This is a genomic window from Marinoscillum sp., from assembly GCF_040222955.1.
In the GTDB taxonomy this organism is placed as follows: domain Bacteria; phylum Bacteroidota; class Bacteroidia; order Cytophagales; family Cyclobacteriaceae; genus Marinoscillum.
In genome coordinates this window covers 15671-41369 of the sequence record NZ_JAVKCA010000010.1, presented here as the reverse complement: position 1 = coordinate 41369, position 25699 = coordinate 15671, and the positions used below count along the sequence as shown (strand labels likewise).

General features: G+C 46.6%; 26 protein-coding genes. 10 read left to right on the top strand and 16 right to left on the bottom strand.

Features of this window, described 5'->3' with window-relative positions; translation table 11 throughout:
• Positions 1-2: 2 nt before the first annotated feature.
• The 4 genes from RIH33_RS09330 to RIH33_RS09315 form a co-directional block, all read right to left on the bottom strand.
• A complete protein-coding gene (locus tag RIH33_RS09330; RefSeq protein WP_406652240.1) occupies positions 3-1472 on the bottom strand; it encodes a phytoene desaturase family protein in 1470 nt (489 codons plus the stop codon).
• Positions 1472-1984 carry an RNA polymerase sigma factor gene (locus RIH33_RS09325; RefSeq protein ID WP_406652239.1) on the bottom strand — a complete coding sequence of 171 codons (513 nt, stop codon included), beginning with the start codon at positions 1982-1984 and terminating at the stop codon, positions 1472-1474. Before RIH33_RS09325 ends, RIH33_RS09330 begins: the two co-directional genes overlap by 1 nt.
• Before the next feature lie 237 nt (positions 1985-2221).
• Entirely contained in the window at positions 2222-3124 is a 903-nt protein-coding gene (locus RIH33_RS09320; RefSeq protein WP_406652237.1) for a MerR family transcriptional regulator, read from the bottom strand.
• Positions 3125-3195: 71 nt separating this feature from the next.
• On the bottom strand, positions 3196-3831 hold the full coding sequence (locus tag RIH33_RS09315; RefSeq protein WP_406652236.1) for a carotenoid biosynthesis protein: 636 nt from the start codon (positions 3829-3831) through the stop codon (positions 3196-3198).
• A gap of 55 nt (positions 3832-3886) precedes the next feature.
• Between RIH33_RS09315 and RIH33_RS09310 the strand changes: the two genes are divergently transcribed.
• Positions 3887-4192 carry a DUF4286 family protein gene (locus tag RIH33_RS09310; RefSeq protein WP_406652235.1) on the top strand — a complete coding sequence of 102 codons (306 nt, stop codon included), beginning with the start codon at positions 3887-3889 and terminating at the stop codon, positions 4190-4192.
• Here RIH33_RS09310 and RIH33_RS09305 read toward each other — a convergent pair.
• The gene (locus RIH33_RS09305; RefSeq protein ID WP_406652234.1) at positions 4189-4632 is read right to left on the bottom strand and encodes an N-acetyltransferase family protein; all 444 of its coding nucleotides are present in this window, start codon (positions 4630-4632) and stop codon (positions 4189-4191) included. The genes RIH33_RS09310 and RIH33_RS09305 overlap by 4 nt on opposite strands.
• A 184-nt stretch (positions 4633-4816) precedes the next feature.
• Here RIH33_RS09305 and RIH33_RS09300 point away from each other — a divergent pair, with 184 nt between their 5' ends.
• Positions 4817-7105 (top strand): response regulator, encoded by a 2289-nt coding sequence (locus RIH33_RS09300; RefSeq protein ID WP_406652232.1) that lies wholly within the window; start codon positions 4817-4819, stop codon positions 7103-7105.
• Positions 7106-7120: 15 nt separating this feature from the next.
• On the opposite strand, the gene serS is transcribed toward RIH33_RS09300, so the two are convergent.
• Positions 7121-8407: a serine--tRNA ligase gene (gene serS / locus RIH33_RS09295; RefSeq protein ID WP_406652231.1), complete on the bottom strand. Its 1287-nt coding sequence runs from the start codon at positions 8405-8407 to the stop codon at positions 7121-7123.
• 248 nt (positions 8408-8655) lie between these two features.
• On the opposite strand from serS, the gene rho reads away from it, so the two are divergent.
• A complete protein-coding gene (gene rho, locus RIH33_RS09290) occupies positions 8656-10347 on the top strand; it encodes a transcription termination factor Rho (protein WP_406652229.1) in 1692 nt (563 codons plus the stop codon).
• Between the two features lie 164 nt (positions 10348-10511).
• Positions 10512-11618: a DUF2911 domain-containing protein gene (locus RIH33_RS09285; RefSeq protein ID WP_406652228.1), complete on the top strand. Its 1107-nt coding sequence runs from the start codon at positions 10512-10514 to the stop codon at positions 11616-11618.
• A gap of 53 nt (positions 11619-11671) precedes the next feature.
• Here the strand turns inward: RIH33_RS09285 and rfbD are convergent, their stop codons facing one another.
• Entirely contained in the window at positions 11672-12520 is an 849-nt protein-coding gene (gene rfbD, locus RIH33_RS09280) for a dTDP-4-dehydrorhamnose reductase (protein ID WP_406652226.1), read from the bottom strand.
• Positions 12517-13737, bottom strand: a complete 1221-nt coding sequence (locus tag RIH33_RS09275) for an NAD(P)-dependent oxidoreductase (RefSeq protein ID WP_406652225.1) — start codon at positions 13735-13737, stop codon at positions 12517-12519. Before RIH33_RS09275 ends, rfbD begins: the two co-directional genes overlap by 4 nt.
• 52 nt (positions 13738-13789) lie before the next feature.
• On the opposite strand from RIH33_RS09275, the gene RIH33_RS09270 reads away from it, so the two are divergent.
• On the top strand, positions 13790-14362 hold the full coding sequence (locus tag RIH33_RS09270; protein WP_406652224.1) for an NnrU family protein: 573 nt from the start codon (positions 13790-13792) through the stop codon (positions 14360-14362).
• Here RIH33_RS09270 and RIH33_RS09265 read toward each other — a convergent pair.
• The 8 genes from RIH33_RS09265 to RIH33_RS09230 all read right to left on the bottom strand — a co-directional run bounded on the left by RIH33_RS09265 (position 14359) and on the right by RIH33_RS09230 (position 20877).
• The gene (locus RIH33_RS09265) at positions 14359-14565 is read right to left on the bottom strand and encodes a hypothetical protein (protein ID WP_406652223.1); all 207 of its coding nucleotides are present in this window, start codon (positions 14563-14565) and stop codon (positions 14359-14361) included. The genes RIH33_RS09270 and RIH33_RS09265 overlap by 4 nt on opposite strands.
• Positions 14566-14586: 21 nt before the next feature.
• Positions 14587-16113: a glutamate--tRNA ligase gene (gene gltX / locus RIH33_RS09260; RefSeq protein WP_406652222.1), complete on the bottom strand. Its 1527-nt coding sequence runs from the start codon at positions 16111-16113 to the stop codon at positions 14587-14589.
• A gap of 79 nt (positions 16114-16192) precedes the next feature.
• Positions 16193-16654, bottom strand: a complete 462-nt coding sequence (locus RIH33_RS09255) for a hypothetical protein (protein WP_406652220.1) — start codon at positions 16652-16654, stop codon at positions 16193-16195.
• The gene (locus RIH33_RS09250; protein ID WP_406652218.1) at positions 16654-17031 is read right to left on the bottom strand and encodes a RidA family protein; all 378 of its coding nucleotides are present in this window, start codon (positions 17029-17031) and stop codon (positions 16654-16656) included. The genes RIH33_RS09255 and RIH33_RS09250 overlap by 1 nt, the downstream gene beginning before the upstream one ends.
• A gap of 139 nt (positions 17032-17170) precedes the next feature.
• A complete protein-coding gene (locus RIH33_RS09245; protein WP_406652217.1) occupies positions 17171-17986 on the bottom strand; it encodes a DUF6503 family protein in 816 nt (271 codons plus the stop codon).
• Positions 17987-18132: 146 nt separating this feature from the next.
• Positions 18133-19167: a serine hydrolase domain-containing protein gene (locus RIH33_RS09240; RefSeq protein WP_406652216.1), complete on the bottom strand. Its 1035-nt coding sequence runs from the start codon at positions 19165-19167 to the stop codon at positions 18133-18135.
• 47 nt (positions 19168-19214) lie between these two features.
• Complete coding sequence (locus RIH33_RS09235) at positions 19215-20261, bottom strand: acyltransferase family protein (protein ID WP_406652215.1); 1047 nt, start codon at positions 20259-20261, stop codon at positions 19215-19217.
• Between the two features lie 28 nt (positions 20262-20289).
• Positions 20290-20877, bottom strand: a complete 588-nt coding sequence (locus RIH33_RS09230) for an ankyrin repeat domain-containing protein (protein WP_406652214.1) — start codon at positions 20875-20877, stop codon at positions 20290-20292.
• Positions 20878-21094: 217 nt separating this feature from the next.
• Here RIH33_RS09230 and RIH33_RS09225 point away from each other — a divergent pair, with 217 nt between their 5' ends.
• From RIH33_RS09225 to RIH33_RS09205, 5 genes are all read left to right on the top strand, one after another.
• Positions 21095-23185, top strand: a complete 2091-nt coding sequence (locus RIH33_RS09225; protein WP_406652213.1) for a helix-turn-helix domain-containing protein — start codon at positions 21095-21097, stop codon at positions 23183-23185.
• Between the two features lie 236 nt (positions 23186-23421).
• The gene (locus RIH33_RS09220; RefSeq protein ID WP_406652212.1) at positions 23422-23847 is read left to right on the top strand and encodes an RrF2 family transcriptional regulator; all 426 of its coding nucleotides are present in this window, start codon (positions 23422-23424) and stop codon (positions 23845-23847) included.
• 44 nt (positions 23848-23891) lie between these two features.
• On the top strand, positions 23892-24620 hold the full coding sequence (gene ric / locus RIH33_RS09215; protein WP_406652211.1) for an iron-sulfur cluster repair di-iron protein: 729 nt from the start codon (positions 23892-23894) through the stop codon (positions 24618-24620).
• Positions 24621-24632: 12 nt separating this feature from the next.
• Complete coding sequence (locus RIH33_RS09210; protein ID WP_406652209.1) at positions 24633-25103, top strand: c-type cytochrome; 471 nt, start codon at positions 24633-24635, stop codon at positions 25101-25103.
• Between the two features lie 18 nt (positions 25104-25121).
• A complete protein-coding gene (locus RIH33_RS09205) occupies positions 25122-25697 on the top strand; it encodes a fasciclin domain-containing protein (protein ID WP_406652208.1) in 576 nt (191 codons plus the stop codon).
• The last annotated feature ends 2 nt before the right edge of the window (positions 25698-25699 follow it).

Here is a 25699-nt window from a genome sequence, read left to right as displayed (position 1 = left end):
AATTACTTAAAATCTTTAGCTATTTCCCGGGCCACTACTTCGCCTGAAATGATGCTGGGAGGTACACCCGGCCCTGGCACAGTGAGCTGACCGGTGAAATACAGGTTGCTCAGTTTTTTACTTTTCAGGGCAGGCTTGAGAAATGCAGTTTGCAGCAGGGTATTGGCCAGCCCGTAGGCATTGCCTTTGAATGAATGGTAGTCAGCTATAAAATCATTGTGCGCATAACTTTTTTTCACCACGATGTGGTTTCGGATGTTGGTTCCGGTGAACGCTTCCAGGCGATCCATGGCGAGGTGAAAGTATTTTTCTCTGATGGCCTCAGTGTCCTCAAGGTCCGGAGCTACAGGAATGAGGATGACCAGATTTTCATGTCCTGCCGGGGCCACAGTGTCATCCGTTTTGGAAGTCACAGACGCGTAGAGCAGAGGTTTTGAAGGCCATTTGGGGTCATTGTATATTTCGTGGGCGTGTTGTTTGAAGTCTTCATCAAAGAAGAGCACGTGGTGTTTCATGTTGGGCAGCGGCTTGTCTACGCCGATATAAAACAGCAGGGAAGAAGGGGCCATGGTGCGGGTATCCCAATATTTGGGTGAGTAATTTCTGTAGCCTTCAGGTAGAATGTGCTGATCCAGGTGGTGATAATCGGCTCCTCCTACCACCACATCTACAGGATGCGATCCCTTAGTGGTGTTCAGGTGAGTGATGTTTTTGCCCGCTATGCCCACACCCGTCACCGCTTCGTCATAATGAAATTTTACCCCCAGGCTTTCTGCCAAAGCGACCATGCCTTCCACTACCTGATATATGCCACCCTTGGGGTACCAGGTACCCAGTTGAATGTCGGCATAGTTCATCAGGCTGTACAGTGCGGGAGTATTCTCCGGTGTACTCCCCAGGAAAAGCACGGGAAACTCCATCAATTGGATAAGCTTTTCGTTTTTGAAGAATTTTCGGATGTGCGTACTCATGGAGGTGAGCACATCCATTTTCATCAATCCGGTGAGCAGCCGCATGTCTGCAAATTCTGTGAGAGACCGGCTGGGTTTATACACCAGGTCATTAATGCCCACTTCGTATTTAAAGGCGGCCTGTTTTAAAAATTTCCTCAGGGCCAGGCTGCTGCCGGGCTCTATTTCCTCGAACAGCACCTCCATCTCAGCCATGGAGGCGGGGAGGTCTATCGATTCATCTGCGAACCTTACCCGATAAGATGGGTCCAGTCGCTCGAGTTCATAATAATCAGAAGGTGTTTTCTGGAATTGCTCAAAAAAGTGCTCAAATACATCGGGCATCCAATACCAGGAGGGCCCCATATCAAAAGTAAAGCCAGACATTTTCAATTGCCTGGCTCTGCCTCCCGGAGTACTGTTTTTCTCCAGAACGATAACTTCATTTCCGGCTTTGGCCAGATGGCAGGCGGCTGATAAACCCGCAAAACCTGAACCAATAACACCTATCTTTTTACCCATTAGTTTTTGTTGCCGTAAACCTTCAGTTTGGTTTTCAATTCTTTTCTGGCAATATGGATTCTGTTTTTGACAGTTCCAATGGGGATATTCAACTTATCTGCTATTTCGTGGTATTTAAATCCTCTGAAGTGCATCATGAACGGCACTTTGTAGGAATCTTGCAGCTTATCTATGGCCCCATTGATGTCACGCATGGCAAAATCAGTATAGGCGTTGTTCTGAATCGTGCTGCTGGTGGAGTTGATATAATGCAGGTTCTGTGTGGTATCAATGAAAGTGTTTCTCCTTACCATTCTTTGATAGTTGGTAATGAACGTATTCTTCATGATGGTATACATCCAGGCCTTCAGGTTAGTCCCTTCGGCAAATTTGTCCCGATTGGTGAAAGCCTTCAGAATCGTTTCCTGAAGGAGATCATTGGCATCCTCCATGTCTCTGGTAAGCTTCAGAGCAAATGGCTTTAATGAGCTGGTTAGTTGATCTACTTTATAACTGAATTCGAGAGCTGTCATAGTCGTCTTTCGTTTTGTTTAATCCAAAAATACAAAAAGTTAAACAGAATTTAATGGTTTTGTTTAAGTTTTTTCTATAAATACATAAACATTATTACGTGTATAGACATCCAATGGTTACCGAAAATCACATAAAAAAACCCTTCATGGATGTGAAGGGCGCTTTTTGTTGAGGCAGGGTAAACGAATTTTGCGCTAAATTATTGTTTAAGATTTCCTTAAAAATGTGAATCTTTTTTAGTGATTTGACATTGTTAGGTTGTGTATTTCCACAAAATCGATCATCTGATCAAATCTGGTAAAGAAAGTGACATTTGAAGGGGCTTGTACATCCTGGCCAATCACCTGATAGCCCGTAAGTAAGATTTGGCAGTCAGGAAATTTTTCTGACAGGTGGTCTACATAGCCCTGTACGTCACTGGGCCCCGGAACGGTGGTGAGTACAGACAGCAGGAAGTCGGGCTTGTGAATGTCACAAACAGCTTCCAAATCCATTATAGGGAGCGAATGCCCCAGATAGATGGTTTTGTGATTACGCGATTTGATGAGGTAATCTGCAAAAAGCAGGCTGAGCTCATGAAGCTCTCCTTCAGGCAGATAGAGCACATATTTTTTGGCTTTATCCACTGGCGCGCTATACTGACCATCAATGGCCACAATGAGTTTTTGCCTGACCAGGTTGGAGATGAAATGTTCCTGAGCCGGATTGATGGCACCTGTTTGCCAGAGGATCCCTATTTTGGTTAGAAAGGGGAAGATGATGTTCATCATCGTTTTCTCAAATCCAAGTTTCAGGATATTGGTAGAAATGATCTTTTCGAATCTCTCTTCATCAATGTCCACCATGGAGATGGTGAGCGCATGGATTTGCTCCGGGTAGCGAAGGTTGAGCTCTGTGAGCTTCAGTACTTCCCGCTGCATGTCTCCATGGGTCATCTCTGCTATCTTGGAGATCTTGACACCATTTTCTTTGAGCAGGGCTACATTCAGAATGAGTTTCAGATCCTGATCATCGTAGAAGCGGATATTTGTATCCGTCCTTTTGGGCTTGATGAGCTCATATCTCTGCTCCCAAATCCGGATGGTATGGGCTTTAATTCCAGATAAATGCTCTAAATCCCTGATAGAAAATGTACTCATTCAGTAATAATTTTTCCCTGATCAAAATAGATACGGGCTTGATCAGATAACCCCGGTCTTTTCCAAAGTGTTTAAATTTTAATAAAAAAGATGGCGGAAAAATACAGAATTTGTGACAGGATTAATGTGACGGACACCGGGTTATAAAGCTTCGGCTGATACCTGTGCATCACCAGGGCCATCACCAGAGCGATCACAAACCACGCCCCATAGTTTTGTAGGGGGATGTCTCCCCCGGCCCAGGACCAATAGCCCAGCTGAATGGCCACTGGTTCAATGAGCAGGTCTATTAAAAGCATCGCCAGCGCCGTAAAAAGGACTCTAAAGGCTGGTTTCTTAAGGAAGTTACTTGCAGAAAAAAAAGCATAGATGAGAAGGAACCAATTGACCCCAATGACCAAAGGAACGTCCAGTAGTTTCCAGCCCAGAACCTCCCCGTAAGTATACTGACCAAATGGGAAACCGGTATGTATCCCTATCACCTCCACACCGAAACCGACCAAAACACAGAAAAGCAGGGGTGGCATGACGGATCTGAAGGTGCCCTGATGGCAGGCCAGCAGGATTCCTGCAGAAAGGATCAGGTTGAGAGGGGTGAGGGCGATGACCAATTCGCGGGTCAGGGGGCTGAGCGTACCCACCACACCTACTACATGGAGTATAACGATGATGAAATGAGGCAGAAACTTTTTAGATAGCACTGGCATTGGCGTAGAAAACCCGTTTACTTTGGAGATGGTTTGGTCAAGTAAATGAAAATATATGATCGTTTATAATGTTACAGTAAATATTGAAACCGAAGTAGAGGCTGATTGGCTTTCCTGGATGAAGCAGACGCATATTCCTGAGGTGTTACAGACGGGCTGTTTCACGGAGCATCGTTTTCTGAAATTACTGAATGATGACCCGGAGGCTACCGGCACCACCTACGCCGTGCAATACTTCGCCCCGGGAATTACCAGCCTCAATAACTACCTGGATAACTTTGCTCCGGGACTCCAAAAGAAGGTCATAGACCGATACAGTAATAAGTTTGTGGCCTTCCGTACCTTCCTGGAAGAGGTTTAAAAATTCAGATTACAATTGAGCCAGCCGTCTTCTATGTGAGCCTGGTACTTCTTATAGAAGTTGATGGCGGGCTCGTTCCAGTCCAGTACCTGCCACATCATGCCGGTGGCTCCGGCAGCTTTCCCTATGGCGATGGTCTCCTCGAAAAGCAGTTTTCCGATTCCGGAACCTCGTTTGGCCTCCGTGACAATGAGGTCTTCCAGGTAGATGCGCTTTCCTTTCCAGGTGGAGTATCGCCAGTAGTACATGGACATCCCATGGATGATTCCGGCTTCTTCGGCGACTATATATCCAAAAACCGGATGCTCGCCAAAGCCATCATTTTCCATCATTTCCAGTGTGTTGGTTACTTCATCAGGCGCTTTTTCATAAACAGCCAGCTCCCGGATCAGCTCCAGGGCTCTTGGTAGGTCTTCTTTGGTGCCTTTTCGTATGATCATGGCCCTAAATTATAAAAGTCTGAGGAGAGAACGGGCTTTCCTGATTTGATCATCCGGAATAGGTTATTTGTGGATAAATTATACATTTGTCAAAATTCGTCAATCGAATTACCTTCAGAAATAATCTAAACACCGCCAATTGATTCAATTTAGATGTTTTTCGGGGCTGGTCTTACTGTGCTGTATGCTTGGATTAGAGGCACAGTCGGTACAAAACGGCATACTTGATCTCCGCCAGGTTCAGGATGATTTTTCAGAAGTCAAACTGGACGGCGACTGGTTTTTTTACTGGAACGAACTGGTATCGCCCGAGAACACCAATTTCTCAAAGGCCAGATTGGTGAAATTTCCACAACTGTGGAACCACATGGAGGAAACGGGGTATTCCGCAGAAGGATATGCCACCTACCAGCTCAAGGTACTGATCGATCCTGACCGAAAGTATGCCATATATACCCCTGCGGTTTACAATGCCTATCACTTTTATATCAACAATGAACTAATTACCAGCAATGGTGTGGTGGGTGAAACTGAGGACACTACATCTCCGCACTGGATTCAGTTTGTAGAGCCTATAGAACGGGGCATTCTCAGGGATACCAACGTGTTCACACTCCAGATTTCAAATTTCCGTCATTCCAGGGGCGGGCCTATAGATAGCATTGTATTTGGCAAAAAATCAGCTTTACTGGCGTATAGAAACTACCTGTTTACCATTGATGCCTTGCTTACCGGGGCTTTGATCATGGGTGGGCTGTTTTTTCTTGGCCTGTTTCTCTTTGGGCGAAATCATAAGAGCATACTCTACTTCTCACTTTTCTGTATGGCCTTCAGCTATTACATTTTTGGCAGTGGCAATTACATCATGCACTGGCTGTTTCCGGAGATCCCCTGGATCATTACCATTAAGCTGGAGTATGCTACCCTGTATCTGGTGTGCATACTGTTTGCCAAGTACACCTATCATTCGTATCCTTTGGATGCACCCAGGCAGGGCGATAAGATCATTGTGGGTGTCTGTCTCTTTTTTCTTGTCATCACCATTATCCTGCCACCGGCTGTGTTTACCCGTTTCAATCAGTATTTTCTGATCTTCATTTTTGGTGGTATTGCTCTGGGCTTCTATATCTACCTCACCGCCTTGCTCAACAAGCGCATAGGTGCCGTTTATGCCTTCATCAGTGCCAGTATGATCCTGGTGGTTTTAACCCTGAAAAACCTGCATCAGTTTGAGATTGTGGATTTACCGCTATTCGTATTGCCTGCGGGGTACATGGTTTTTTTCTTTTTGCAGTCAGTTACCACTTCGCAGCAGGTGGCACTGTCGTGGAGAAGGGCCAAGGAAAACGCCGAAGCCTCACTTCAGGTGAAGTCAGATTTTTTGTCCACGATGTCCCATGAAATTCGCACCCCAATGAATGCCGTCATCGGCCTCACACATCACTTGCTGGACAGCCACCCGAGAAATGACCAAAAGAGCACCCTGGACATCCTTAAGTTTTCGTCGGAGAACTTGTTGCGATTGATTAATGACGTTCTGGACTACAGCAAACTTGAATCCGGAAACCTGATTCTCGAGGAATCACTGGTTGACTTGAAAAGTTTGGGCAACAATCTGGTGGATGGCTTTGCCACCATTGCGGAAGAGAAAAAGAGCCAGGTGATTTTTAAGTATGATCCGGAACTTCCCACCATGTTTTTGGGAGATGGCGGACGCCTGACCCAGGTGCTTTCTAATTTGCTCAACAATGCCATCAAGTTTACCACGGAGGGGAAAGTAACGCTGAGCATGACTCAGGAGGAAAGGCAACCTGAAGGCATTTTCATCAGGTTTGCAGTGGAGGATACCGGAATCGGTATTTCCAATAACGACAAGGGGAAGATTTTTGAAAAGTTCAATCAGGCCAATACCTCGATCACGCGTAAGTATGGGGGCACGGGTTTGGGACTGGCCATCACCAAAAAAATACTCGAGTTGCAAAATGTAAAGATTCAACTCATCAGCGAGCTGGGTAAGGGGTCTACCTTCTATTTCACACAGTACTTCAAAATAGCCAAGGGTTTTAGAAAAGAGGTGGTACGTCCCAGCATACTGATGGACCCACTCAAGGATAAGCGGGTATTGCTGGTGGAGGACAATTCTGTGAACGTGATGGTGGCCAGGCGATTTCTGGAAAAGTGGCACTGTGCCATTGATGTAGCGGAGAATGGCCTGGAGGCGCTCAATCAGTTTGAAGAGGATAAGTATGACCTGATCCTGATGGACCTGCAGATGCCAGAGATGGATGGCTATGAGGCCACCCGCCAACTAAGGGCAAGGGGCGCTGTACTTCCGATTATTGCATTAACCGCCGCAGCGCTGAGCGATGTGGAGAAGAACATTCTGGAGGCTGGTCTGGATGATTTTGTGGTGAAACCATTTCACCCGGACCACCTCTATCAGAAGCTGATCAAGTATATGGTAGAGAAGTAAATAATCCTTCTTCGATTATTTAAGGCTCTTAATCATATCAAACCCTGTGTACTGCCGGAGTACTTCAGGGATGAGGATACCCACTTCAGTTTGATTATTTTCCAGCAAGGCTGCCAAAATTCTTGGTACCGCAAGGGCGGATCCATTCAGTGTGTGAGCCAGTACCTTCTTGCCATCCTTATCCTTGAATCTAAGTTTCAACCTGTTGGCCTGATACGTTTCAAAGTTGGAAACAGAACTTACTTCCAGCCATTTTTCCTGAGCTGCTGAATACACTTCAAAGTCATAGGTGATGGCTGATGTGAAGCCCAGGTCTCCACCGCACAGTCTTAAAATCCTGTAAGGCAGTCCCAGACTTTTCACCAGGTGCTCCACATGAGCGACCATGCCGTCCAGTATTTCATAAGATTGATCCGGGTGAGCGATCTGCACAATCTCTACTTTGTCAAATTGGTGCAAACGATTCAGGCCCCTGACATGAGCACCCCATGAACCGGCCTCTCTTCTGAAGCAGGGTGTATAACCCACATTTTTAACGGGCAGACTGCCTGCATCCAGAATCACATCGCGGTAGATATTGGTGATCGGTACTTCAGCTGTAGGGATCAGATAGAGGTTGGTTCCGGTGATGCCATACATCTGCCCTTCTTTATCGGGCAGCTGTCCGGTGCCATATCCGGATTCTTCGTTGATCAGTATAGGGGGCTGCACTTCCATGTAGCCGGCTTGCTGAGCTTCGTCCAGAAAATAGTTGACTAATGAGCGTACCATGCGTGCGCCTTCTCTTTTGTAAAAAGGGAAGCCCGCGCCTGTTACTTTATTGCCAAGGTCAAAGTCTATGATGTCATACTCGGTGATGAGGTCCCAGTGTGGTTTGGCACCAGCATACAGGGCAGGCAGGTTTTTATCCTCCAGCTTTACCACTTCATTGTCAGCCTCACTTTTGCCGGCAGGTACCAGTGGGTTCGGTATGTTGGGGATGCTATAGAGTTTCTCCAGCAGTTGGTTTTCGATAGAGCTGAGCACCTCACCCAGCTGCTTACTTTCTTCTTTCAGCTGGCTGGTTTCTGCCTTGGCAGCATCCGCTTCTTCTTTTTTTCCTTCTTTGTAAAGCTGTCCGATTTTCTTTGCCAGTAGGTTTGAATTGGCCAGAATGTCATCAAGGGACTGTTGGGTTTTTTTGCGCTCGTCATCCAGCTGAATGAGCTCATTGAGCTGCTCCTCGGCATTCTGAATGCCACGTTTTTTCAGTCCATTGACGAAATTCTCAAAATTTTCCTTTACTGCAGTTACTTGTAACATCGGTGCTTGATTTTTGAAGTGGCAAATTTAAAAGGCATTGTGCCAATAAAAGGAAAAGCATCCATTATTTATTAACAGCCCCATAGCCAGAATTATATGCGTATATTTGTGAAATATTCACCGTTAGCATATACTTGTGGAGCAATTCAAGTGGTCTCCACTTAATTTTTATCCATTTCGATATTTATTTCAAAAAATTCCGCGCGTTTCTATGCAGCGGATCCAGTTATTAAACCCACAACTTATTTATGTACACTTTAGACGATTTGAGTGTAAGGCTCCTTTCTGAACTAAGAGAGATAGCCGAAAATCTGGGCGTTAAAAACGCCAAAAAAACTGCTAAAAAAGACCTTATTTACGAAATTCTTGACAAACAGGCTACTTTGCCGGACAGCGAAATCCAAAAAATCAAGAAAGAAGAAAAAAAGCCGGAAAGCAAACCTGAGAGCAAACCCGGAGGTAAATCCGAAAGCAAACCCGAAAGCCGGCCTGCAAGACCCGCGAATAAAAAGCGCGAGAATGTGAAGGAAAACAAGCCCACCGAAAAGGCCGAGGCAAAGAGCCCGGAAGATTTGTTGAAATCTTTGGACATCGAGATAGAATCTGATGCATCAGCGGAAGCTCCGGCAGCCAAAGAAGGCGAAGCCAAAGAGCAAAAGCCAAGAGAAGGAAAATCAGAGGGCCACAATAAGCCAAATAAGCGAAGAGAAAACGAGCGATCTGAGGACCGACCTAAGTCTGAGGACCGTGAGTCCAAAGAAAGAAAAGAGCAGCGCAACGAGCACAAAGGAAGAAAAGCGCAATTCAATGAAGACATCAAGGAATTTGATGGAGTAATAGAAAATGAAGGCGTACTTGAGATCATGCAGGATGGCTATGGCTTCCTGAGGTCAAGTGACTATCATTATCTGGCCAGTCCTGATGATATCTATGTGTCCCCTTCTCAGATCAAACTATTTGGTCTTAAAACCGGAGATACTGTGAAAGGTCAGATCAGACCGCCAAAGGATGGTGAGAAGTACTTTGCCCTGCTGCGTGTATCCAGTGTCAATGGAAAAACCACCGAAGAGATCCGGGATAGGATTGCCTTCGAATACCTGACACCTTTGTTTCCGGAAGAAAAACTTAACCTGTGTACCAAGGCAGATAATTACTCTACCCGTATTCTTGACCTTTTCGCACCAATAGGAAAAGGACAAAGGGGAATGATCGTGGCGCAGCCTAAAACAGGTAAGACGGTATTGTTGAAGCAAATCGCGAATGCAATTGCTGAAAATCATCCTGAGGTTTATCTGATGATCCTCCTGATCGATGAGCGTCCGGAAGAAGTTACAGACATGGCACGTTCAGTAAAGGCAGAGGTAATTGCTTCTACTTTCGATGAGCAGGCAGATAAGCATGTGAAAGTATCAAGCATCGTGCTGGAGAAAGCCAAGAGAATGGTGGAATGCGGTCATGATGTGGTCATCCTGTTGGATTCTATCACCAGATTGGCTCGCGCATACAATACCGTGGTACCTTCTTCAGGTAAAATTCTTTCAGGTGGTGTGGATGCCAATGCACTGCATAAGCCTAAAAGATTCTTCGGAGCGGCCAGAAATGTGGAGAATGGTGGTTCATTGACCATCATCGCTACGGCACTGATCGAAACCGGATCTAAGATGGATGAAGTAATCTTTGAAGAATTCAAAGGAACGGGTAACATGGAGCTTCAGCTGGATAGAAAACTTTCCAACAAGCGGGTATACCCTGCCATTGACGTGCCGGCCTCTGGTACCAGACGTGAGGATCTCCTCATGGATGCAGAAGAGCTTAAGCGTGTATGGATCCTTCGTAAGTTCATGTCTGACATGAACAGCAACGAAGCAATGGAATTCCTACTGAGCAAAATGAAAGGAACCAGAAACAACGACGAGTTTCTGATTTCCATGAATGGCTAACAGGCCCTTCATACTTAAAAAAATGAGCCAAAGGATTTCTCCTTTGGCTTTTTTCTTGCCCTTTAAAGTCCTCAGTGACCGATTACATAAAATGCCGCTCATCAAATAGTGTTCGCTGCTATTTGGCTTGTTCCGTATCTATAATCAACCAAACCTTTACAATCATGAACAGGCTAATTAATCAACCGTTACTTTTTTTGGGTTTGTCATTACTACTGGTGAGCGTGGCTGCGGCTCAGCTCACTACGCCCAGGCCCAGTCCGGCGGCCGAGCTCAATCAAACCATCGCGCTGACTAGCATCACTGTGAACTATTCACGCCCATCAGTGATCAGGGGGAACAACGACCGTACAGGTCAGATATGGGGCACACAGGTGCCCTGGGGGCTTGCGCCCAATGCTTTCGGCAATCAAAAGCCAATGCCCTGGCGGGCAGGAGCCAATGAAAACACAACCATTTCGTTCTCCACACCGGTACTTATAGAGGGCGAGCCACTTAGTGCAGGCACCTATGGATTGCACATGATCCCGGAAGAAAACGGGACAGTTACGGTCATCTTTTCGAACAACACGTCTTCATGGGGAAGTTTCTGGTACGAGCAATCGGAAGATGCCCTGAGGGTGAAGGTACAGATGAAGGATGCACCATTCACCAATGTTTTGACCTATCAGTTTACTGAGGTGGGCCTCACCTCCGGCACCCTGGCCCTGATGTGGGAGAAGCAGCAGATTCCCGTAAAGCTTGCGGTCAGTCAGGAGACGATTATGGCCAAATTCAGAGATGATTTGAGGGGAGTGCAGGGATTTGGCTGGCAAGGGCCACTTTCTGCAGCAAATTATTGCTTACAGAACAACATTAACCATGAGGAGGCCGTTAAATGGGCTGATCAGGCAATCGCCGCAAACAGAACGGGGCAGACACTCGGGATGAAGGCAGCCTTACTGTTTCAGAAGGGAGATACAGAAGCAGCAGTAAAGACCGCTGATGAAGCGAAGGAGATTGCCACAATGAATGAATTGAATACCCTGGGTTATCAGCTGGTTGGGGCCAACCAGTTTGAGAAAGCCGAGGAGTTTTTTAAACTGAATATCAAAAGAAATCCAAAAGTAGCCAATGGCTACGATAGTCTGGGGGAATGCTATGTGGCGATGGGCAAGAATGACGAGGCTATAAAATTATTTAAAAAATCACTTTCAATGGATCCTCCACCAAACGTGAAGTTGAATTCCATTGCCAACCTGAAGAGGTTGGGGGTAGACTACTCCGAGTGATTTAAGAGTTTGAATTAGGTTGAAAAGGCCTTGGGATTTTTCCAAGGTTTTTTTTATGCCCTATCCAAACACGCCTTGAGGCTCTCCCGCCAGTAGGGGATCTCTATTTCAAAAGTTTCTCTGAATTTACTCTTGTCCATCACGCTGTAATGCGGCCTTTTGGCCGGAGTGGGGTATTTCTCTGTTGGGATCGGGTTCACTTTGGTATTGACCTTTCGATACTCAAAAATGGCTTTGGTGAAATCGTACCAGGAGGCCACGCCCTCATTGCTGTAGTGATAGAGTCCGTATGAGGTGGATTTACTGGAGATGATCAGGAGAATGGCCCAGGCCAGGTCTCTGGCATAGGTGGGCGTGCCGATCTGATCGGCAATGATGTTCAGCTCATCTCTCGTTTGGGAAAGTCTGAGCATGGTTTTTACAAAATTTTCCCCGTGGCTGGAGTAGAGCCATGAAGTCCTGAAGATGAAATGCTTCTTCAGGGTGTTTTGTATGGCCCGCTCGCCTTTCAGCTTGGATACGCCATAGTAATTGACCGGATCGGTCAGGTGGGTTTCCTTCAGTGGCGTCGAACCCCCGCCATTAAACACAAAATCGGTAGAAATATGGATGAGTGTGACATCATAGGGCTTACAGGCCTTCGCCAGGTTCAGACTGCCTGTGAGGTTGATTCTATCCGAGGCCTCACGTTCCGTTTCGGCTTTATCCACGGCGGTATATGCCGCACAGTTGATACAATAGTCGTATTTATTTTGTTTGAACAGGTCGCTGACCAGACTTGCGTTGGTAATATCTAACTCCGGGTAATCTGTAAAATCAAATTGGAGCTCGGGAAATTCACTCGCGAGCTCCTGAATCTCTGATCCCAACTGCCCGCCCGATCCGGTGACAAGAATTTTCATTTGAGTTCCCCGTTTACATAGCCTCTCAGATACTCATATACGGGCGTGAGGTCTCCGTCTGCCGTGATGGTGGCACGCCTGATCACCCCTCTGCTGTCATCACCCAAAAGCTCGGGGAGCACATTGTGGAGCAATTCATTGCCAAAGCTTTCTGACGCATCTCTGGGAAGCTCACAGGGCAGGTTGTCCACGGCCATTACGGTGATATTACCTTCATCTGTAAAAGCGCTTTCCACGTCATTGTCACTCGGGTTATAATCGTATACCGGGTCTTCAATAGTGCTTGGCTTCTTAGTAGAGGGGATAGAACCCTCTATATCGCAAGTGATATCGGCCACAATGTTGATTTTAAAATCATTTTTCAGGATGTCCTCGCGCTTGAAGAGCACCGGGGAGTTGGGGTCCCAGAAGGCTGCCGCAATCAAAAGGTCGGTCACCTTTGCATATTTCAGGAAGTCGGCATCATAGAGCTCCGGGTTGTCGTAAAACTCATGTCTGCTAAAATCTCCGCCATCTTTCCGTACGTGGTAATCCCGGGTGTTGAGCTGAGCGAAAACCGGGTAATCAAATTGCTCTTCTACGAAAGCTGCCGGGGTGACCTTGCGAATGTTCATCCCATGCAGGACTTCCATGGCTCCTTTGGCCACTCTGCCACCACCCGTCAGGGCGATTTTGATGGCAGGCAATTTCACTTTGTCAAACTCAGTCTTGAGGTCTTCCAGATCGAAGCACTCTGAAGCACGTCGGATATCGAAAAGATTGTACCGTTTGCCAAACGTCCAGATGCCATTGTAGGCACCCACAATACCCGCCCATCTGCCGAATGCGATGATTCGCTTGCCGGTTTCGTCTGTGAGGGTCTCATAGTCGATCAAGCGGATTTTTTTGGAGATCACCTCCCTGATGAGAGGCCGATTGTAAGGCTGCTTTTTGATGGTGTGAGAAAAGAAGAAATAAGTTTTATTGGCAATGAGGTTGGGGATAGGGACCTCTTTTACACCCAATAAGATATCACAATCGTCTACAGTATCTACTACCCGAATGCCCTCATTGAGGTAGTCCTGATCGGTAAAACATCGGATGTCTGAGGTTTGGGCTACCAGGTCCACGTCAGGAAACCTTTCCATTACCTGTCTGGCCTGATAAGGAGTGAGCGCCACGCGCTTGTCTTTTGGTACCTTCCCCTCTTTGATCAGTGCTATTTTGATTTTCCCCATTTTTTTGGTGTTAACTTGATGGGCGCAAATTTAAACTTTTTGACGAGGTATCATGGATTATCTGATCATTGGTGGAAGCTGGGCTTTATATTTTGCGCTCCATAGCTTTTTGGCATCGGGGCGGGTGAAAAGAAGTGTGCAAAGCAGCGCACCGGTCATCGCCCGAGGCTATCGTTTTTTTTACTCACTCATTAGCACTGTGGGGCTGCTATGGCTGATATACCTCATGGCCATCACTCCTTCGGCTTCTCTATTTGATCCACCGGGCTATTTGCGGTACATAGCCATGATTCTGGCCTCCTGGGGGGTTATTTTGGTGGTTACTTCGTTCAGACACCTTTCCGGATGGGCCTTTTTAGGGCTGAAAAAAGAGGAGAACAAGGGGCTGATCAGAAAGGGCACGCATGCCTATGTGCGGCATCCAATTTATTCGGGAATCATCCTGATCGTCATCGGCATGGCATTATATACGTCCACGGATATTGTCGTATTGTCCTCTGCGTGTATACTGGTGTACCTGCCTGTAGGTATCTATTTCGAAGAGCAAAAACTGATCGAAGAGTTTGGGGACGCGTACCGGATTTACCAGGCAGAGGTGCCGGCTATTTTCCCCAAAATTTTCTAATTCTTCTTCCCTTTCTTCAGCTCCTCCAGGTCCTCCCGGTCGCGGAGCTTTTTGTCGTCCACTGAGTTGTTGAGAAACTGATTGATCTTATCAATGTCTATGGATGATTTGATTTCCCCGAAAGGGTCAATTCTGATGTCAAATCCTTCCAGCTCTTTGTTCACTTTTGGCTTGTGATCGTCTTCCGATTTTTTCTTTGTCATGGTACCTCAGTTAAGTGTATACTACTTTAACTGATCTACGGAGTATTTGATTCGCTCGGCCACTGCTTTTCCACCCATGAGTGCGATGATGGCCATCAAATCAGGACCTGAACCGGCTCCGGTGATGACCATTCTCAATGCCTGCATGTTTTTGCCGGCTTTGATTCCATTGGCTTCCATCAGCGAAAAGAACAGGTCTTTGGCCTCTTCAGCACTGATATCCTCCTTAGAGGAGATCGCATCGGCATAGAGTGATACAGCTTGTTCGGCTTCCTCATTCCATTTTTTGCTGGTCACACTCTGGTCGTACTCAGTTGGGTTTCTGAAAATAAATAGCGCATTGGGAGCCATCTCGTGGGGAAAGGTCACGCGCTCTTTCAGCAGATCCACGATCACCAGGGCTGTTTCCAGGGAGCTGTCTATATCATAATGATTTTTGAGGTCTGTGCGCACCGTTTCCGCCAGATCTGCCGGATTGGTGGACTTCAGGTACTGTTGATTAAACCATTTGATTTTGTCCAGGTCGAATTTGGTGCCGGCTTTGTTGACTTTTTCCAGGCTGAATACGTCTGACAATTCTTCTAAGCTGAAAATTTCCTGCTCGGTGCCGGGATTCCATCCCAGGAATGCCAGAAAGTTGACCAGGGCTTCGGGAATAAAGCCTTCTTCTCTGAAGCCTTTGGAGGTTTCACCGGTTTCGGGATCTTGCCAGTCGAGCGGGAATATGGGGAAACCAGCCTGATCAGCGGCCCGCTTGCTCAGCTTTCCGTTGCCATCCGGCTTAAGGATCAGTGGCAGGTGCGCAAACTGAGGCATGGTGGCTTCAAATCCGAGGTATTTGTAGAGCAGCACATGCAGCGGCGCGGAGGGGAGCCATTCTTCACCACGGATCACATGGGTGATTTTCATGAGGTGGTCATCCACAATATTGGCCAGGTGATAGGTAGGCAGGCCATCGGACTTCATCAGTACTTTGTCATCGAGTGTGGAGCCATGCACGTGTACCCAGCCCCGGATGACGTCATTGAGCCGCACTTCCTCTTTAGGGTCTATTTTGAAACGGATCACATAAGGTTCTCCACTGGCAATCTTGCCAGCTACTTCCTCTGCCGACATGGTGAGGGAGTTTTTCATGGTGAGCCTCACTGCGGCATTGTAATGTGGTGTAGCTACCCCAGCGGCCTTGAGTCGGTCACGCATCGCATCCAGTTCCTCAGGCGTATCAAAAGCGTAGTAGGCATTGCCTTCATTGATCAGCTTTTGTGCGTAGGACTGATAGATTTCTTTGCGCTCAGACTGTCTGTAGGGGCCATACTCACCCCCGGTCCAGGGGCTTTCCTCAGGAGATATGCCGCACCACTCCAGCGACTGGCGAATGTATTCTTCAGCTCCGGCCACAAACCGGCTCTGGTCAGTGTCTTCTATTCTTAAGATGAAAGTGCCGTTATTTTTTTTGGCAAAAAGGTAGTTGAACAGGGCTGTTCTGACTCCTCCTATGTGCAAAGCGCCTGTTGGGCTGGGGGCAAATCTTACTCTTACTGAATCCATTTATTGGGGGATATTTTTTTGGTGTGCAAAGCTATCAAATACCCAATACTAATGTGAAGGACAAGTGTTTTTATTCCCTTTATTCCGCCAGAATCCCCTGAATTTGGCGGATGGTTTGCCGGGCTTTCTGATGAAAACTGAGTGTGAGCACCCCATAGTTGGCCAGGGCAATGAGCAGCGCGGTAATTACGGCGAGGGTGAGGTGTGAAAGGGTCAGAAAAACGGCCGCTACAAACACGCATAGAATGGAGGAAAACCACAGATATAGTCTGGCTCCGGGAAACAGGCAGAGCCGGAGAAATATCAGGGACCCCCGAGAGGTGTTTTCCACCTTGCCAATGGCCAAAGGGAGGGCATTTTGTGCGGTGCGGATGATCAGCGAAATCCTGAATCCTTCCGGGAAAATGGAGCCATTGAATATGGGCTGATCAACCACCACATCCGAATCAATCAACCTGGTTTTGAGTGCAATCCTCCTTAATACTTCGTCTTTGGAATGACCCGATACCAGTGTTTGCCGTAGAAAAGGCCAGAGGGACATCAGAGCTGAGCGATGCAGCTGATCTCCACGCTGACATCCTTTGGCAGGCGGCTCACCTCCACCGTTTCACGGGCAGGTGGGTTTTCGGGGAAGAACTCTCCATATACCGCATTGATCTGCCCAAACTGCCCCATGTCTTTGATGAAGATGCTGCATTTAAGGATGTTGGAATAGTCGGCACCTGCTTCTTTCAGAATATAACCAAGATTGATCATGACCTGCTTGGTTTCCTCTTCGATGGTCGTCCTGACGATTTCTCCTGTCGCTTGATTAATGGCGATTTGCCCGGAGATATAAAGGACATTATTCGCCACCACTGCCTGACTGTACGGGCCTATGGGAGCGGGAGCCTGCGGGGAGTTGATGATTTTTTTCATTGGATTACGGATTTCGGGGTTCTATAATGTACCCTGCAATTTAATGGGATAATGGCGGAGATGGGTGAAGAGGAGGAGAGAAAAGTGGAAGGCATTGTCTCCTGAGCGAACTTTAGCCATCCTCTCCAATCAATCCAACCTATTTCAAAAAGTCCTTTGTGCTCAATCCGGTGTTAAACTGAATGTTTGTCCAGGTGACGGTGATCCAGGGGGCATCACTCACCGCTGCTTCCCAGGTCGATTTTTTGTATCGCCTTTTGGTGGGGATCAGCAGGTCCTCTATTTGCTCATACTCCACCTTCATCAGGTTGGGGGTTTCCATCACTCCAAAATCTGCCACGGTAAAGAGAAACTGATCCACCAGCGCCGTTTTTTGATTGATGTACAGCTGATAAACATCCGTAGGCTTTTCGTCTGTAGAAGTGAAGGTGATTTTTACCACATCGTAGGGCGTGTTATCGATGGTTTCTTCTCCCAGGTATTCATAATTCAGCCCCGGATCCAATAATTTTTGGAACATGGCAAACCAGTAAAAATTAGTAGGGCGATTGAAAGCAACTCTTTTTAAGCGGGTGGTATCGCTTTGAATATGGCCATTGTGTTTGAGCCAGTATTCTTTGCCATCGTAGCCCTGCTCAATAGGCCCTTCCAGGTCTGGGAAGGTTCGCTCATGGATTTGATACAAGCCATAGGACAGTTCACCATCAAACAGCAACTTTTCAGTGGAAATGTCGGCTTTGTTGTCGGGAGTGCGGTAGGTATAGGTGTAAACCACATCTCTTTTGTTCCAAAGCGTTGCATAATCTCCCGCCTTTTGGGTCATGATGTAGATCAGTTCGTGGCCCTTGTTTTGAAATTGCGGCGGAGCCTTTTCCTGCCTGGCTGTTTGATCTTTGCCGCCACAGGACATAACAAGGGCACTGATGAATATCATGATTAATTGATGGTATTTCATGCTGATTGATTTCGAAGTTGAGTGGATTGATTGGAGGTGACTATACACAGCTGGTGATAGGGCACCCCATGGTTAGAAAAGACTGTCAACACCCTCACAAAGAACGGAGTTCCGCAAACTCCAAATCTATTTGCTCAATCCTAATTTTACGAGCCGTTTTCCCGTTGCACTATTTTCACGATGCGGCTGTAAAAGATCTCCGCCAAACTCCAGTCGTATCCATCAAAGTTGGTGGTGTTATTAAATTGAATCACCACCGCATCCATGTCTTTGTGGTATTTGGCAATACTCTGATACCCCACCAGCAGACCCGTATGCTCGTATTCGTAGATGGAGGAATAGATTTCCTGTTCGCCTTCGTTAAACACCGAGCCATCGTTTAAAGCCCGCAGGAATATGCCCACATCTTCAGCGGTGGCCAGCATTAAGCCGGTATCTTCTGTTTTAAAATCTTCCTCAAAGCCCACATAGTAGCCACTCATCACCTCATCTATATTCACTTCACTCAGTGAACCAAACGTGTTTTTCAGCCCGAGCGGGACCAAAATCTCCTCTTTAATGTATTGTTGATGGCTAGTGCCCACCACTTTATCTATGAGGTCAGAGATCAACATATAATTGGTGTTGGAATAACCGTAATCTTCACCCGGTTCAAAGTCAGCGGGCAAATCCAATGCGTATTCGAGCGTTTCCTGCTTGTTTTTTGGTGGTTTTATCCAATAGTCAGGATGGTCTACAAAATTGGGAATGCCACTCCTATGCTGTACCATCATTCTCAGGGTGATCTTGTCGGCATTTTCTATTCTTTCTGCCAGTTCCGGAAAGTATTCAGCAAGGGTTTTATCCAAAGACAACCGTTCGGCTTTGACCAGTTTAGCGGTGGCCACTGCCACATATAGCTTGGTAATGCTGGCAATCTTGAATAAAGCCTGCGGGTAGGCAGGTATTTTCTTTTTTCGGTCGTGCCAGCCGGCGGCATAAAACTCCGGGGGCTTGCCCCCCTGATCCACGTACACAATCATGCCATCAAAGCCATACCCAATGGCTTCATCTAGTTGCTCCTGAACCGTATCTGGTAATGGTAATATCCATGCCTTTACCAGTATCCATGGCACAAAATACAGGGAGCCTATGCTGGCCAGGATAAAGACGATTCTGAGTATCTTTTTTGTTAGTTTCATGGTCAAATGGCGATTTCTAATTCAAAATAATGACTACAAATGTTGGGTCATACCTTTAGGCCAAAAAGCGGCCGCACAAACCGGATTTTCCGTACTAAAAACTCGTAGGCTGCAAAGCAACCGATAAAGGTAAGTAATATCACCAGCGCCAGCTTAAACGGAGCGGGGATGTCTAGTGGAAACAGAAGCCATGAGGCCAGGTAGAGGAAGACCATGTGCAGGATATAGATCGGGTAGGCCGACTGACTTAAGTAGGTCAGCGCTTTACTCGATTTGTTGAGGTAGCGATGGCCAAAACCAAAGACGGTGAATATCCAGAGGCTGGACTCGATAGACTTTAAGTAGAGTGGCGCGTTAAACTCACCCTCCAGCAGCCGAAGCGTGTATAATGTGGTGGCAATGACCAGCAGCAGCCATCTCCATTTGGTCACGGTATCCCAAAATGTCTGCCCGCTATAGACACACAGAAACCCTGTGAGGAATGCCAGCATGCCCATCCAGAATCCATGGGCATTCATGGCATAGTATTCAAAGCTGTCGGGGCGTACCAGTTCCGCTTCGGCAATAAAAGGGAGCATTAATACCAACAAACCCGCAGGATTGCTCAGTAGCTTACTCATGATCACATGGAACCTTCCTTCAGGATGTTTTTTCAAATAGAAAAACAAAGGGAAGAAGATCAGTACATACACGAAGATGTTGCCAAGAAACCAAAGGTGCATCGGGCTAAAGACGAACTCCATGTCCTGATGGTAGTAATGCTTCCAAAGCCATACATGCAGCGGCACAACAGCGAGAATACCAAAAATGTAAGGAATTAGAATGCGCTTGGTTCGTTCCACTAAGAGTGCTTTCCAGTCGCGCCTTTGGATGGCAAAATACACCCCCATACCAGAAACAAAAAACAGCAGGGGAATGCGCCAGACATTCAGCATGGCCATGGGTGTCCAAATCCATTCCAGTGTTTCATTATTCTGAATGAACCCCAGGAACACCCCCCAGGGCTGAAATCCAACGGCTATGTGGTATATAACCAACAAGCCGATAGCGATCACGCGCAACCAATCAATGTCGTATCTTCTATTGCTGAGCATTGTCTATTGATTAATTGTTATCTACTGATTAATTGCTGTAAGTCTGAATCATTTCCGCAATGACCGGACGAGCCGCTTCCAGCTGCTTATAGTCCAGTTTTAATCCAAAGGGGCCCAGGTCTTTGCTCATTTGATCATAGATAGGTTTCATGTCAGCAAATGGAGCGGAGACAGACTCCAGGGCCGTGGCATTGTAAGTGTTTCTGATGGTCACATCGGCCTTATTTTCGAGCAGGGCTTTTACAATGTCTGTTCGTCCAAAGAAGGCGGCTGTGTGCAAAGGTGTGGATCCATCGGCACTCTTTTCATTCAGGTTGGCACCGCCCGAGATCAATAACAGGGCGACATTGGTTTTTCCAAATGTGGCCGCAATGTGTAGGGGTGTGGATCCATAAGCATCTTTTTGGTTGAGGTCAGTTTTAGCTGCAATGTGCCCTTTGACGGCCTCTATATTCCCAAAAAATGTGGCTTCCTGGATCGTAGTGCTCGGCGCTTCTGTTTGGCCTTCATTGGAAGCTTGCTCTGCCGTCTGATTGCAGGAAGCAGCGCCCAAAATGATAACGGTAAGACTTAAAACAAACCATTTTTGTACTGTTTTCAATTGTAGAGATTTCATCTTGTTATTGTTTAGTGTTTGAATATTTATTTCGACGATACAAAGGTGAGAAGAAGGCCAGTGCGCCACTAAACAGCCATGCTGCAACTGCTGTCAGTTATGCGTTTTGTATGGAAACTATGACGATTGGCTATAAACTATGACGCAAAGGACTGAAATGGGCTTGTTGCGAGTGGTATTTAATTTGCCGATTATTGCATCCTATTCACCTTATGATATGTCAGATTTCCAACCCCCTAAAAGTGCATTTCTTCAGAAAATAGTTGCGGTAATTGAAGAAAATCTGGCAGATGAGCACTTCGGAGTGACAGAGTTAGCCGAAAGCATCAGCATGAGCCGATCCAACCTGCTCAGAAAGGTGAAGCAGGAAACAGGGGAATCCGTAAGCGTATTGATCAGAAATGTAAGGTTGCACCATGCCACACTGCTGTTGAAGGATGGCTCCCTGACGGTTTCTGAGATTGCTTACAAAGTAGGTTTTAGCAGCACGTCGTATTTTACCAAATGCTTCAGAGAACTGTACGGTTATACTCCGGGTGAGGCTGGCAGTAGAGCTCAGCTGGAGGCAGAGCAGGGAGTGACAGAAGTGTCGGGCACTGAAGCCAGGGGAAGAGGCAGAGTCCTGGGACTGGTGGCCGTGGCCATTGTGGTGGTATTGGCCATTGTCTTTTTCAGGTGGTCTGAGGAGGAGAGCATTCCAAAAAGTCTTAGTAAATCCATAGCGGTATTGCCCTTCAAAAACGACAGTGCCGATAGCACCAATGTCTATTTCATGAATGGACTGATGGAGGCCATTTTGGATAATTTCCAAAAGATCGAGGACATCAGGGTGACGAGCAGAACCACCGTGGAGAAGTATCGCACCCTGTCCAAAACCATTCCCGAACTGTCAAAGGAGCTTAATGTGCGTTATTTCATAGAGGGGAGTGGGCAAAAGATTGGCAACGAGATTCTTCTGACCATTCAGCTGATAGAGGCACCAGGGGATAAGCATTTGTGGTCGCGGAGGTATAGGCGTGAACTTAAGGATGTTTTTGAGCTGCAATCAGACGTGGCCAAGAGTATTGCCAAAGAGATCAATGCCATTATCACCCCGGAGGAGCAAGAGCGCATTGAAAAAATACCAACTCAGAACCTCGTGGCTTATGATTATTACCTGAAAGGCATGGCCTTGCTGAACGATAAAACGGGAGCAGGTCTGGAGGAGGGTGTCGAGCAATTCAAAAAGGCCATTCAGGAAGACGGTCAGTTTGCCAATGCCTACGCCTACATCGCCATTTCCTACTATTACCTGGATATTTTCATGGCTGAGCCGAAGTATACGCAGGAGCTGAAGGATTATGCCAACAAAGCCATGATGCTGGATGGAGAATCGGGCGAAAGCCTGATTGCCAGGTCTTTGTATTTTATGCAGATCCGGGATTTCAAAAAGGCTGTTGAGTCCTTTGAGGAGGTGCTGGAGTACTACCCAAATACTGCGTGGGTGCATAATTTCCTGTCGAACATCTATGGTGTGATCCTGCCGGATACAGAAAAATATCTTACACATGCCCTGCAGGGCATTCAGGCTGCTGTGGCAGAAGCTGACTCTGTTACTTCCAGTTATACCTATTTGCATTTGAGCAATGCGCTGGCGCAAACTGGCTTTATCAATGAGTCGGAAACCTACGTGCAGAAATCATTGGCATACAATCCTGACAATTTGTACTCACAGTATTTGTACGTGTACATCAGAACGGCCCAGCGGTTTGATCTGAACCGTACGCGGGCATCGCTGATAGAAATTTTGCAAAAGGATACTACCAGAATAGATGTGATCCAGGAAGTGGCCAAGGTGTGCTATACCATGGGAAACTACGAGCAGGCATGGGTGTATTATGAGAAGATGCTCCATATGAAGGAAGCATTGAAACTTGACATCTACCAAAGCGAGGATGCCAGGATAGGCTTTGTACTGGAGCAGCTGGGGAGAGAAGAGGAAGCGAAGAAATACTATGAAAGCTTTCTTGAGTACGCAGAAACCGATCAGTCACTTTACAAGGACCTGCTTTACTCCTCCTACTTTGTGCTGACTGGCAATATCGAAGAGGGTGTTCGATACCTCAAGGCGTTTTCTCAGAAGGACAATTATCAGTATTGGATCATACTGTTTCTGGATAAGGACCCGATTAATCAATTAATGAAAAATCATCCTGATTATGAAAGCACGCTGAAGAAGATCAATGATAAATTCTGGGCAAAGCATAAGCAGATCAGAAAGATGCTCGAGGCGGAGGGGATTATAGTGCCGGTGAGTAGTAATCTGTAGGAGGTGAGTAAGACGCTGGGTTTTGAGGGCGGGTACTGACAAAACGCTCCACCCATGCGCACATGTATCAAGTCGATGTTCCCATCTTTTCAAACGTTACAAGTTCCTGTGTTTTGGTTGCAGGCTTCGGGGTAGTCATGTTATTTCTACCTGATAAAAGTCATTTATTTTTATTTCGGATATCATTGTCCGAAATACTTTTGGGAATTACTTTTGCTTAAAAGTCAGTTGAGAATATGTTTTCGAAAGCTTGCGAATATGCGCTAAAAATCATGATTTACCTCTGTTCTGTGAAGGAAAGGGGCAAATTGGCTGGTCTGAAAGATATTGCAGGAGCGATAGATTCTCCTGAGGCTTATACCGCCAAGATATTACAGCAGCTGGTAAGAGCTGACTTATTGGAGTCACTGAGAGGGCCAAGTGGGGGTTTCAAGGTAGTGGGCCGGGACATTACACTATTGGAAGTGGTAGTGGCTATAGACGGTGAGGGCCTGGTGAAAAACTGTGTACTGGGACTAAAGGAATGCTCGGGAGAGTACCCATGTCCCGCACATGATAAGTTTATCGCCATGCGGGATCACCTGAAAGGCGTACTGACAACCACTTACCTGTCTGATCTGAAAGGTGGCGTAATAGAAGGAAACCGGTTTTTAAGAGTGTAAAAATTTATATTAATAAAGGATAAAAAGATCTTTAAATCTTTAATATGGAAAATTTAGCAAAATCAAAAGTGGGAGTCATCGTAGCATCTAACTTCAGAACCTCCCGGGTATTCACCTCGCATCACATAGATTTTTGCTGTGGTGGTGGCATCTCTCTGGAGGAGGCATGCTCCAGAAACAATGTGGATTTGCAGAAGGTGCTGGAGGAGCTGGAAGCTACCTTCCAGACGCCAGATACATTGAACTATCAGGGATTAGCCCTGGATGAGCTCATTGACACCATTGTGAACATGCATCACAGTTATGTTTTGGCTACGGTACCGGCGCTCAGGGCTTATCTGGAGAAATTGTGCAGAGTGCATGGTGATCGCCACCCAGAGCTGTATGCGGTCAATGAGTTGTTTGGAGCAGGCTCCCGGGCATTACTGGATCACATGCAAAAGGAAGAGCAGATACTCTTTCCCTATATCAAGGCGATGGTCCAGTCAAGGGAAAAAGGGTTTCCCCTGTCAAAGCCTCATTTCGGAGATATTGAAAACCCCATTCAGATGATGGAGCAGGAGCATGAGGAAGAGGGCTTGAGGTTTCATCAGATAGCGGAATTGACCGGTGATTATGAATGCCCTCCAGATGGGTGTCAAACATACAAGGTGGCCTACGCGATGCTCAAGGAGTTTGAAGAAGATTTACATAAACACATTCATCTGGAAAACAACATCTTATTTCCGGAGGCCCGAATACTATTCAACGAATTTTCATTCAGTAATTCATAAACATCAATAACCATGAAAACGCTAAATAAATACCTTATTGCTGCTTCATTCATTGTGTTGCTTTCAGCCTGCGGAGGCGGAGGCAAAAGCCGCATTGAGCAAATCAAAGAGCAATCGAAAGTGGAGCCATCCGACCCATACGAAAACTGGAAGCAATTCCATGGAGTAGGTCCGGTGAAGGCGTTTACACTGCCTGCAGAGTTGGATCAGCAGCTGGTTGCCAAAGGTCAGGAGATATTTGATACTAAATGTACAGCCTGCCACAAAGTAGATAAAAAGTTTATCGGTCCAGCACCTAATGACATTTTGTCCAGAAGGAACCCGGCCTGGGTGATGAACATGATCCTGGCACCTGGAAAAATGGTTCAGGAAGACCCCATCGCCAAGAAGTTATTGATCGATTTCAACGGGTCGCCTATGGCGAATCAAAACCTCACAGAGGAAGAGGCGAGAGCCGTGCTGGAGTACTTCAGAACATTGTAACAGTTAAATCATACGATTATGAAAACGAAAACAATTATGTCAATGGTGGCTATACTGGCCATAGGAGTGATGTGCGCTTGTTCATCAGGTAATACTGAGGGTACAAATGGCCAGGAAACTCCCGCAGCAACTAGTCATCCGAAAGGACAAGCCTCTGTCTCTGATAATGTGTCAGAAAGGAACATCCTGCAGGTGGCCGTGACTTCAGATGCTCATACCACGCTGGTAGCCGCCGTAGAGGCAGCCCAAATCGAGCACGTTTTGGTAAATGCCGGTCCGCTTACAGTATTTGCACCTACCAATGAGGCCTTCGGCTCACTGCCAGAAGGGGTGGTGGAAAACCTGCTGAAGCCTGAAAATAAAACTGATCTGGCCACTACCCTCACCCGGCACGCCGCGCCAGGGTCATTTGATCTGGAAGCGCTCAAAAGGGAAGCTGGCAAGGGAAGGAAAATTTATATGGCCACCGGAGATTATCTGGAGGTGAAGGTTGACGGTGATAATGTATCAGTAGGAGGTGCCAATATTCTGGCCACTATACCGACCTCCAATGGAATCATACATGTCGTTGATAAAGTGATTGCGTCTAACTAAAA

Coding starts and splice junctions, on each gene's coding strand:
- RIH33_RS09275 (WP_406652225.1), bottom strand. CDS start 13,737: ATGGGGAAAATCAAAATAGCACTGATCAAAGAGGGGAAGGTACCAAAA.
- RIH33_RS09250 (WP_406652218.1), bottom strand. CDS start 17,031: ATGAAAAAAATCATCAACTCCCCGCAGGCTCCCGCTCCCATAGGCCCG.
- RIH33_RS09230 (WP_406652214.1), bottom strand. CDS start 20,877: ATGAAATCTCTACAATTGAAAACAGTACAAAAATGGTTTGTTTTAAGT.
- RIH33_RS09300 (WP_406652232.1), top strand. CDS start 4,817: ATGCTTGGATTAGAGGCACAGTCGGTACAAAACGGCATACTTGATCTC.
- RIH33_RS09205 (WP_406652208.1), top strand. CDS start 25,122: ATGAAAACGAAAACAATTATGTCAATGGTGGCTATACTGGCCATAGGA.
- RIH33_RS09225 (WP_406652213.1), top strand. CDS start 21,095: ATGTCAGATTTCCAACCCCCTAAAAGTGCATTTCTTCAGAAAATAGTT.
- ric (WP_406652211.1), top strand. CDS start 23,892: ATGGAAAATTTAGCAAAATCAAAAGTGGGAGTCATCGTAGCATCTAAC.
- serS (WP_406652231.1), bottom strand. CDS start 8,407: ATGTTACAAGTAACTGCAGTAAAGGAAAATTTTGAGAATTTCGTCAAT.
- RIH33_RS09305 (WP_406652234.1), bottom strand. CDS start 4,632: ATGATCATACGAAAAGGCACCAAAGAAGACCTACCAAGAGCCCTGGAG.
- RIH33_RS09265 (WP_406652223.1), bottom strand. CDS start 14,565: ATGACAAAGAAAAAATCGGAAGACGATCACAAGCCAAAAGTGAACAAA.
- RIH33_RS09270 (WP_406652224.1), top strand. CDS start 13,790: ATGGATTATCTGATCATTGGTGGAAGCTGGGCTTTATATTTTGCGCTC.
- RIH33_RS09315 (WP_406652236.1), bottom strand. CDS start 3,831: ATGCCAGTGCTATCTAAAAAGTTTCTGCCTCATTTCATCATCGTTATA.
- RIH33_RS09210 (WP_406652209.1), top strand. CDS start 24,633: ATGAAAACGCTAAATAAATACCTTATTGCTGCTTCATTCATTGTGTTG.
- rfbD (WP_406652226.1), bottom strand. CDS start 12,520: ATGAAAATTCTTGTCACCGGATCGGGCGGGCAGTTGGGATCAGAGATT.
- RIH33_RS09245 (WP_406652217.1), bottom strand. CDS start 17,986: ATGAAATACCATCAATTAATCATGATATTCATCAGTGCCCTTGTTATG.
- rho (WP_406652229.1), top strand. CDS start 8,656: ATGTACACTTTAGACGATTTGAGTGTAAGGCTCCTTTCTGAACTAAGA.
- RIH33_RS09320 (WP_406652237.1), bottom strand. CDS start 3,124: ATGAGTACATTTTCTATCAGGGATTTAGAGCATTTATCTGGAATTAAA.
- RIH33_RS09235 (WP_406652215.1), bottom strand. CDS start 20,261: ATGCTCAGCAATAGAAGATACGACATTGATTGGTTGCGCGTGATCGCT.
- RIH33_RS09285 (WP_406652228.1), top strand. CDS start 10,512: ATGAACAGGCTAATTAATCAACCGTTACTTTTTTTGGGTTTGTCATTA.
- RIH33_RS09255 (WP_406652220.1), bottom strand. CDS start 16,654: ATGTCCCTCTGGCCTTTTCTACGGCAAACACTGGTATCGGGTCATTCC.
- RIH33_RS09220 (WP_406652212.1), top strand. CDS start 23,422: ATGTTTTCGAAAGCTTGCGAATATGCGCTAAAAATCATGATTTACCTC.
- RIH33_RS09310 (WP_406652235.1), top strand. CDS start 3,887: ATGATCGTTTATAATGTTACAGTAAATATTGAAACCGAAGTAGAGGCT.
- gltX (WP_406652222.1), bottom strand. CDS start 16,113: ATGGATTCAGTAAGAGTAAGATTTGCCCCCAGCCCAACAGGCGCTTTG.
- RIH33_RS09330 (WP_406652240.1), bottom strand. CDS start 1,472: ATGGGTAAAAAGATAGGTGTTATTGGTTCAGGTTTTGCGGGTTTATCA.
- RIH33_RS09325 (WP_406652239.1), bottom strand. CDS start 1,984: ATGACAGCTCTCGAATTCAGTTATAAAGTAGATCAACTAACCAGCTCA.
- RIH33_RS09240 (WP_406652216.1), bottom strand. CDS start 19,167: ATGAAACTAACAAAAAAGATACTCAGAATCGTCTTTATCCTGGCCAGC.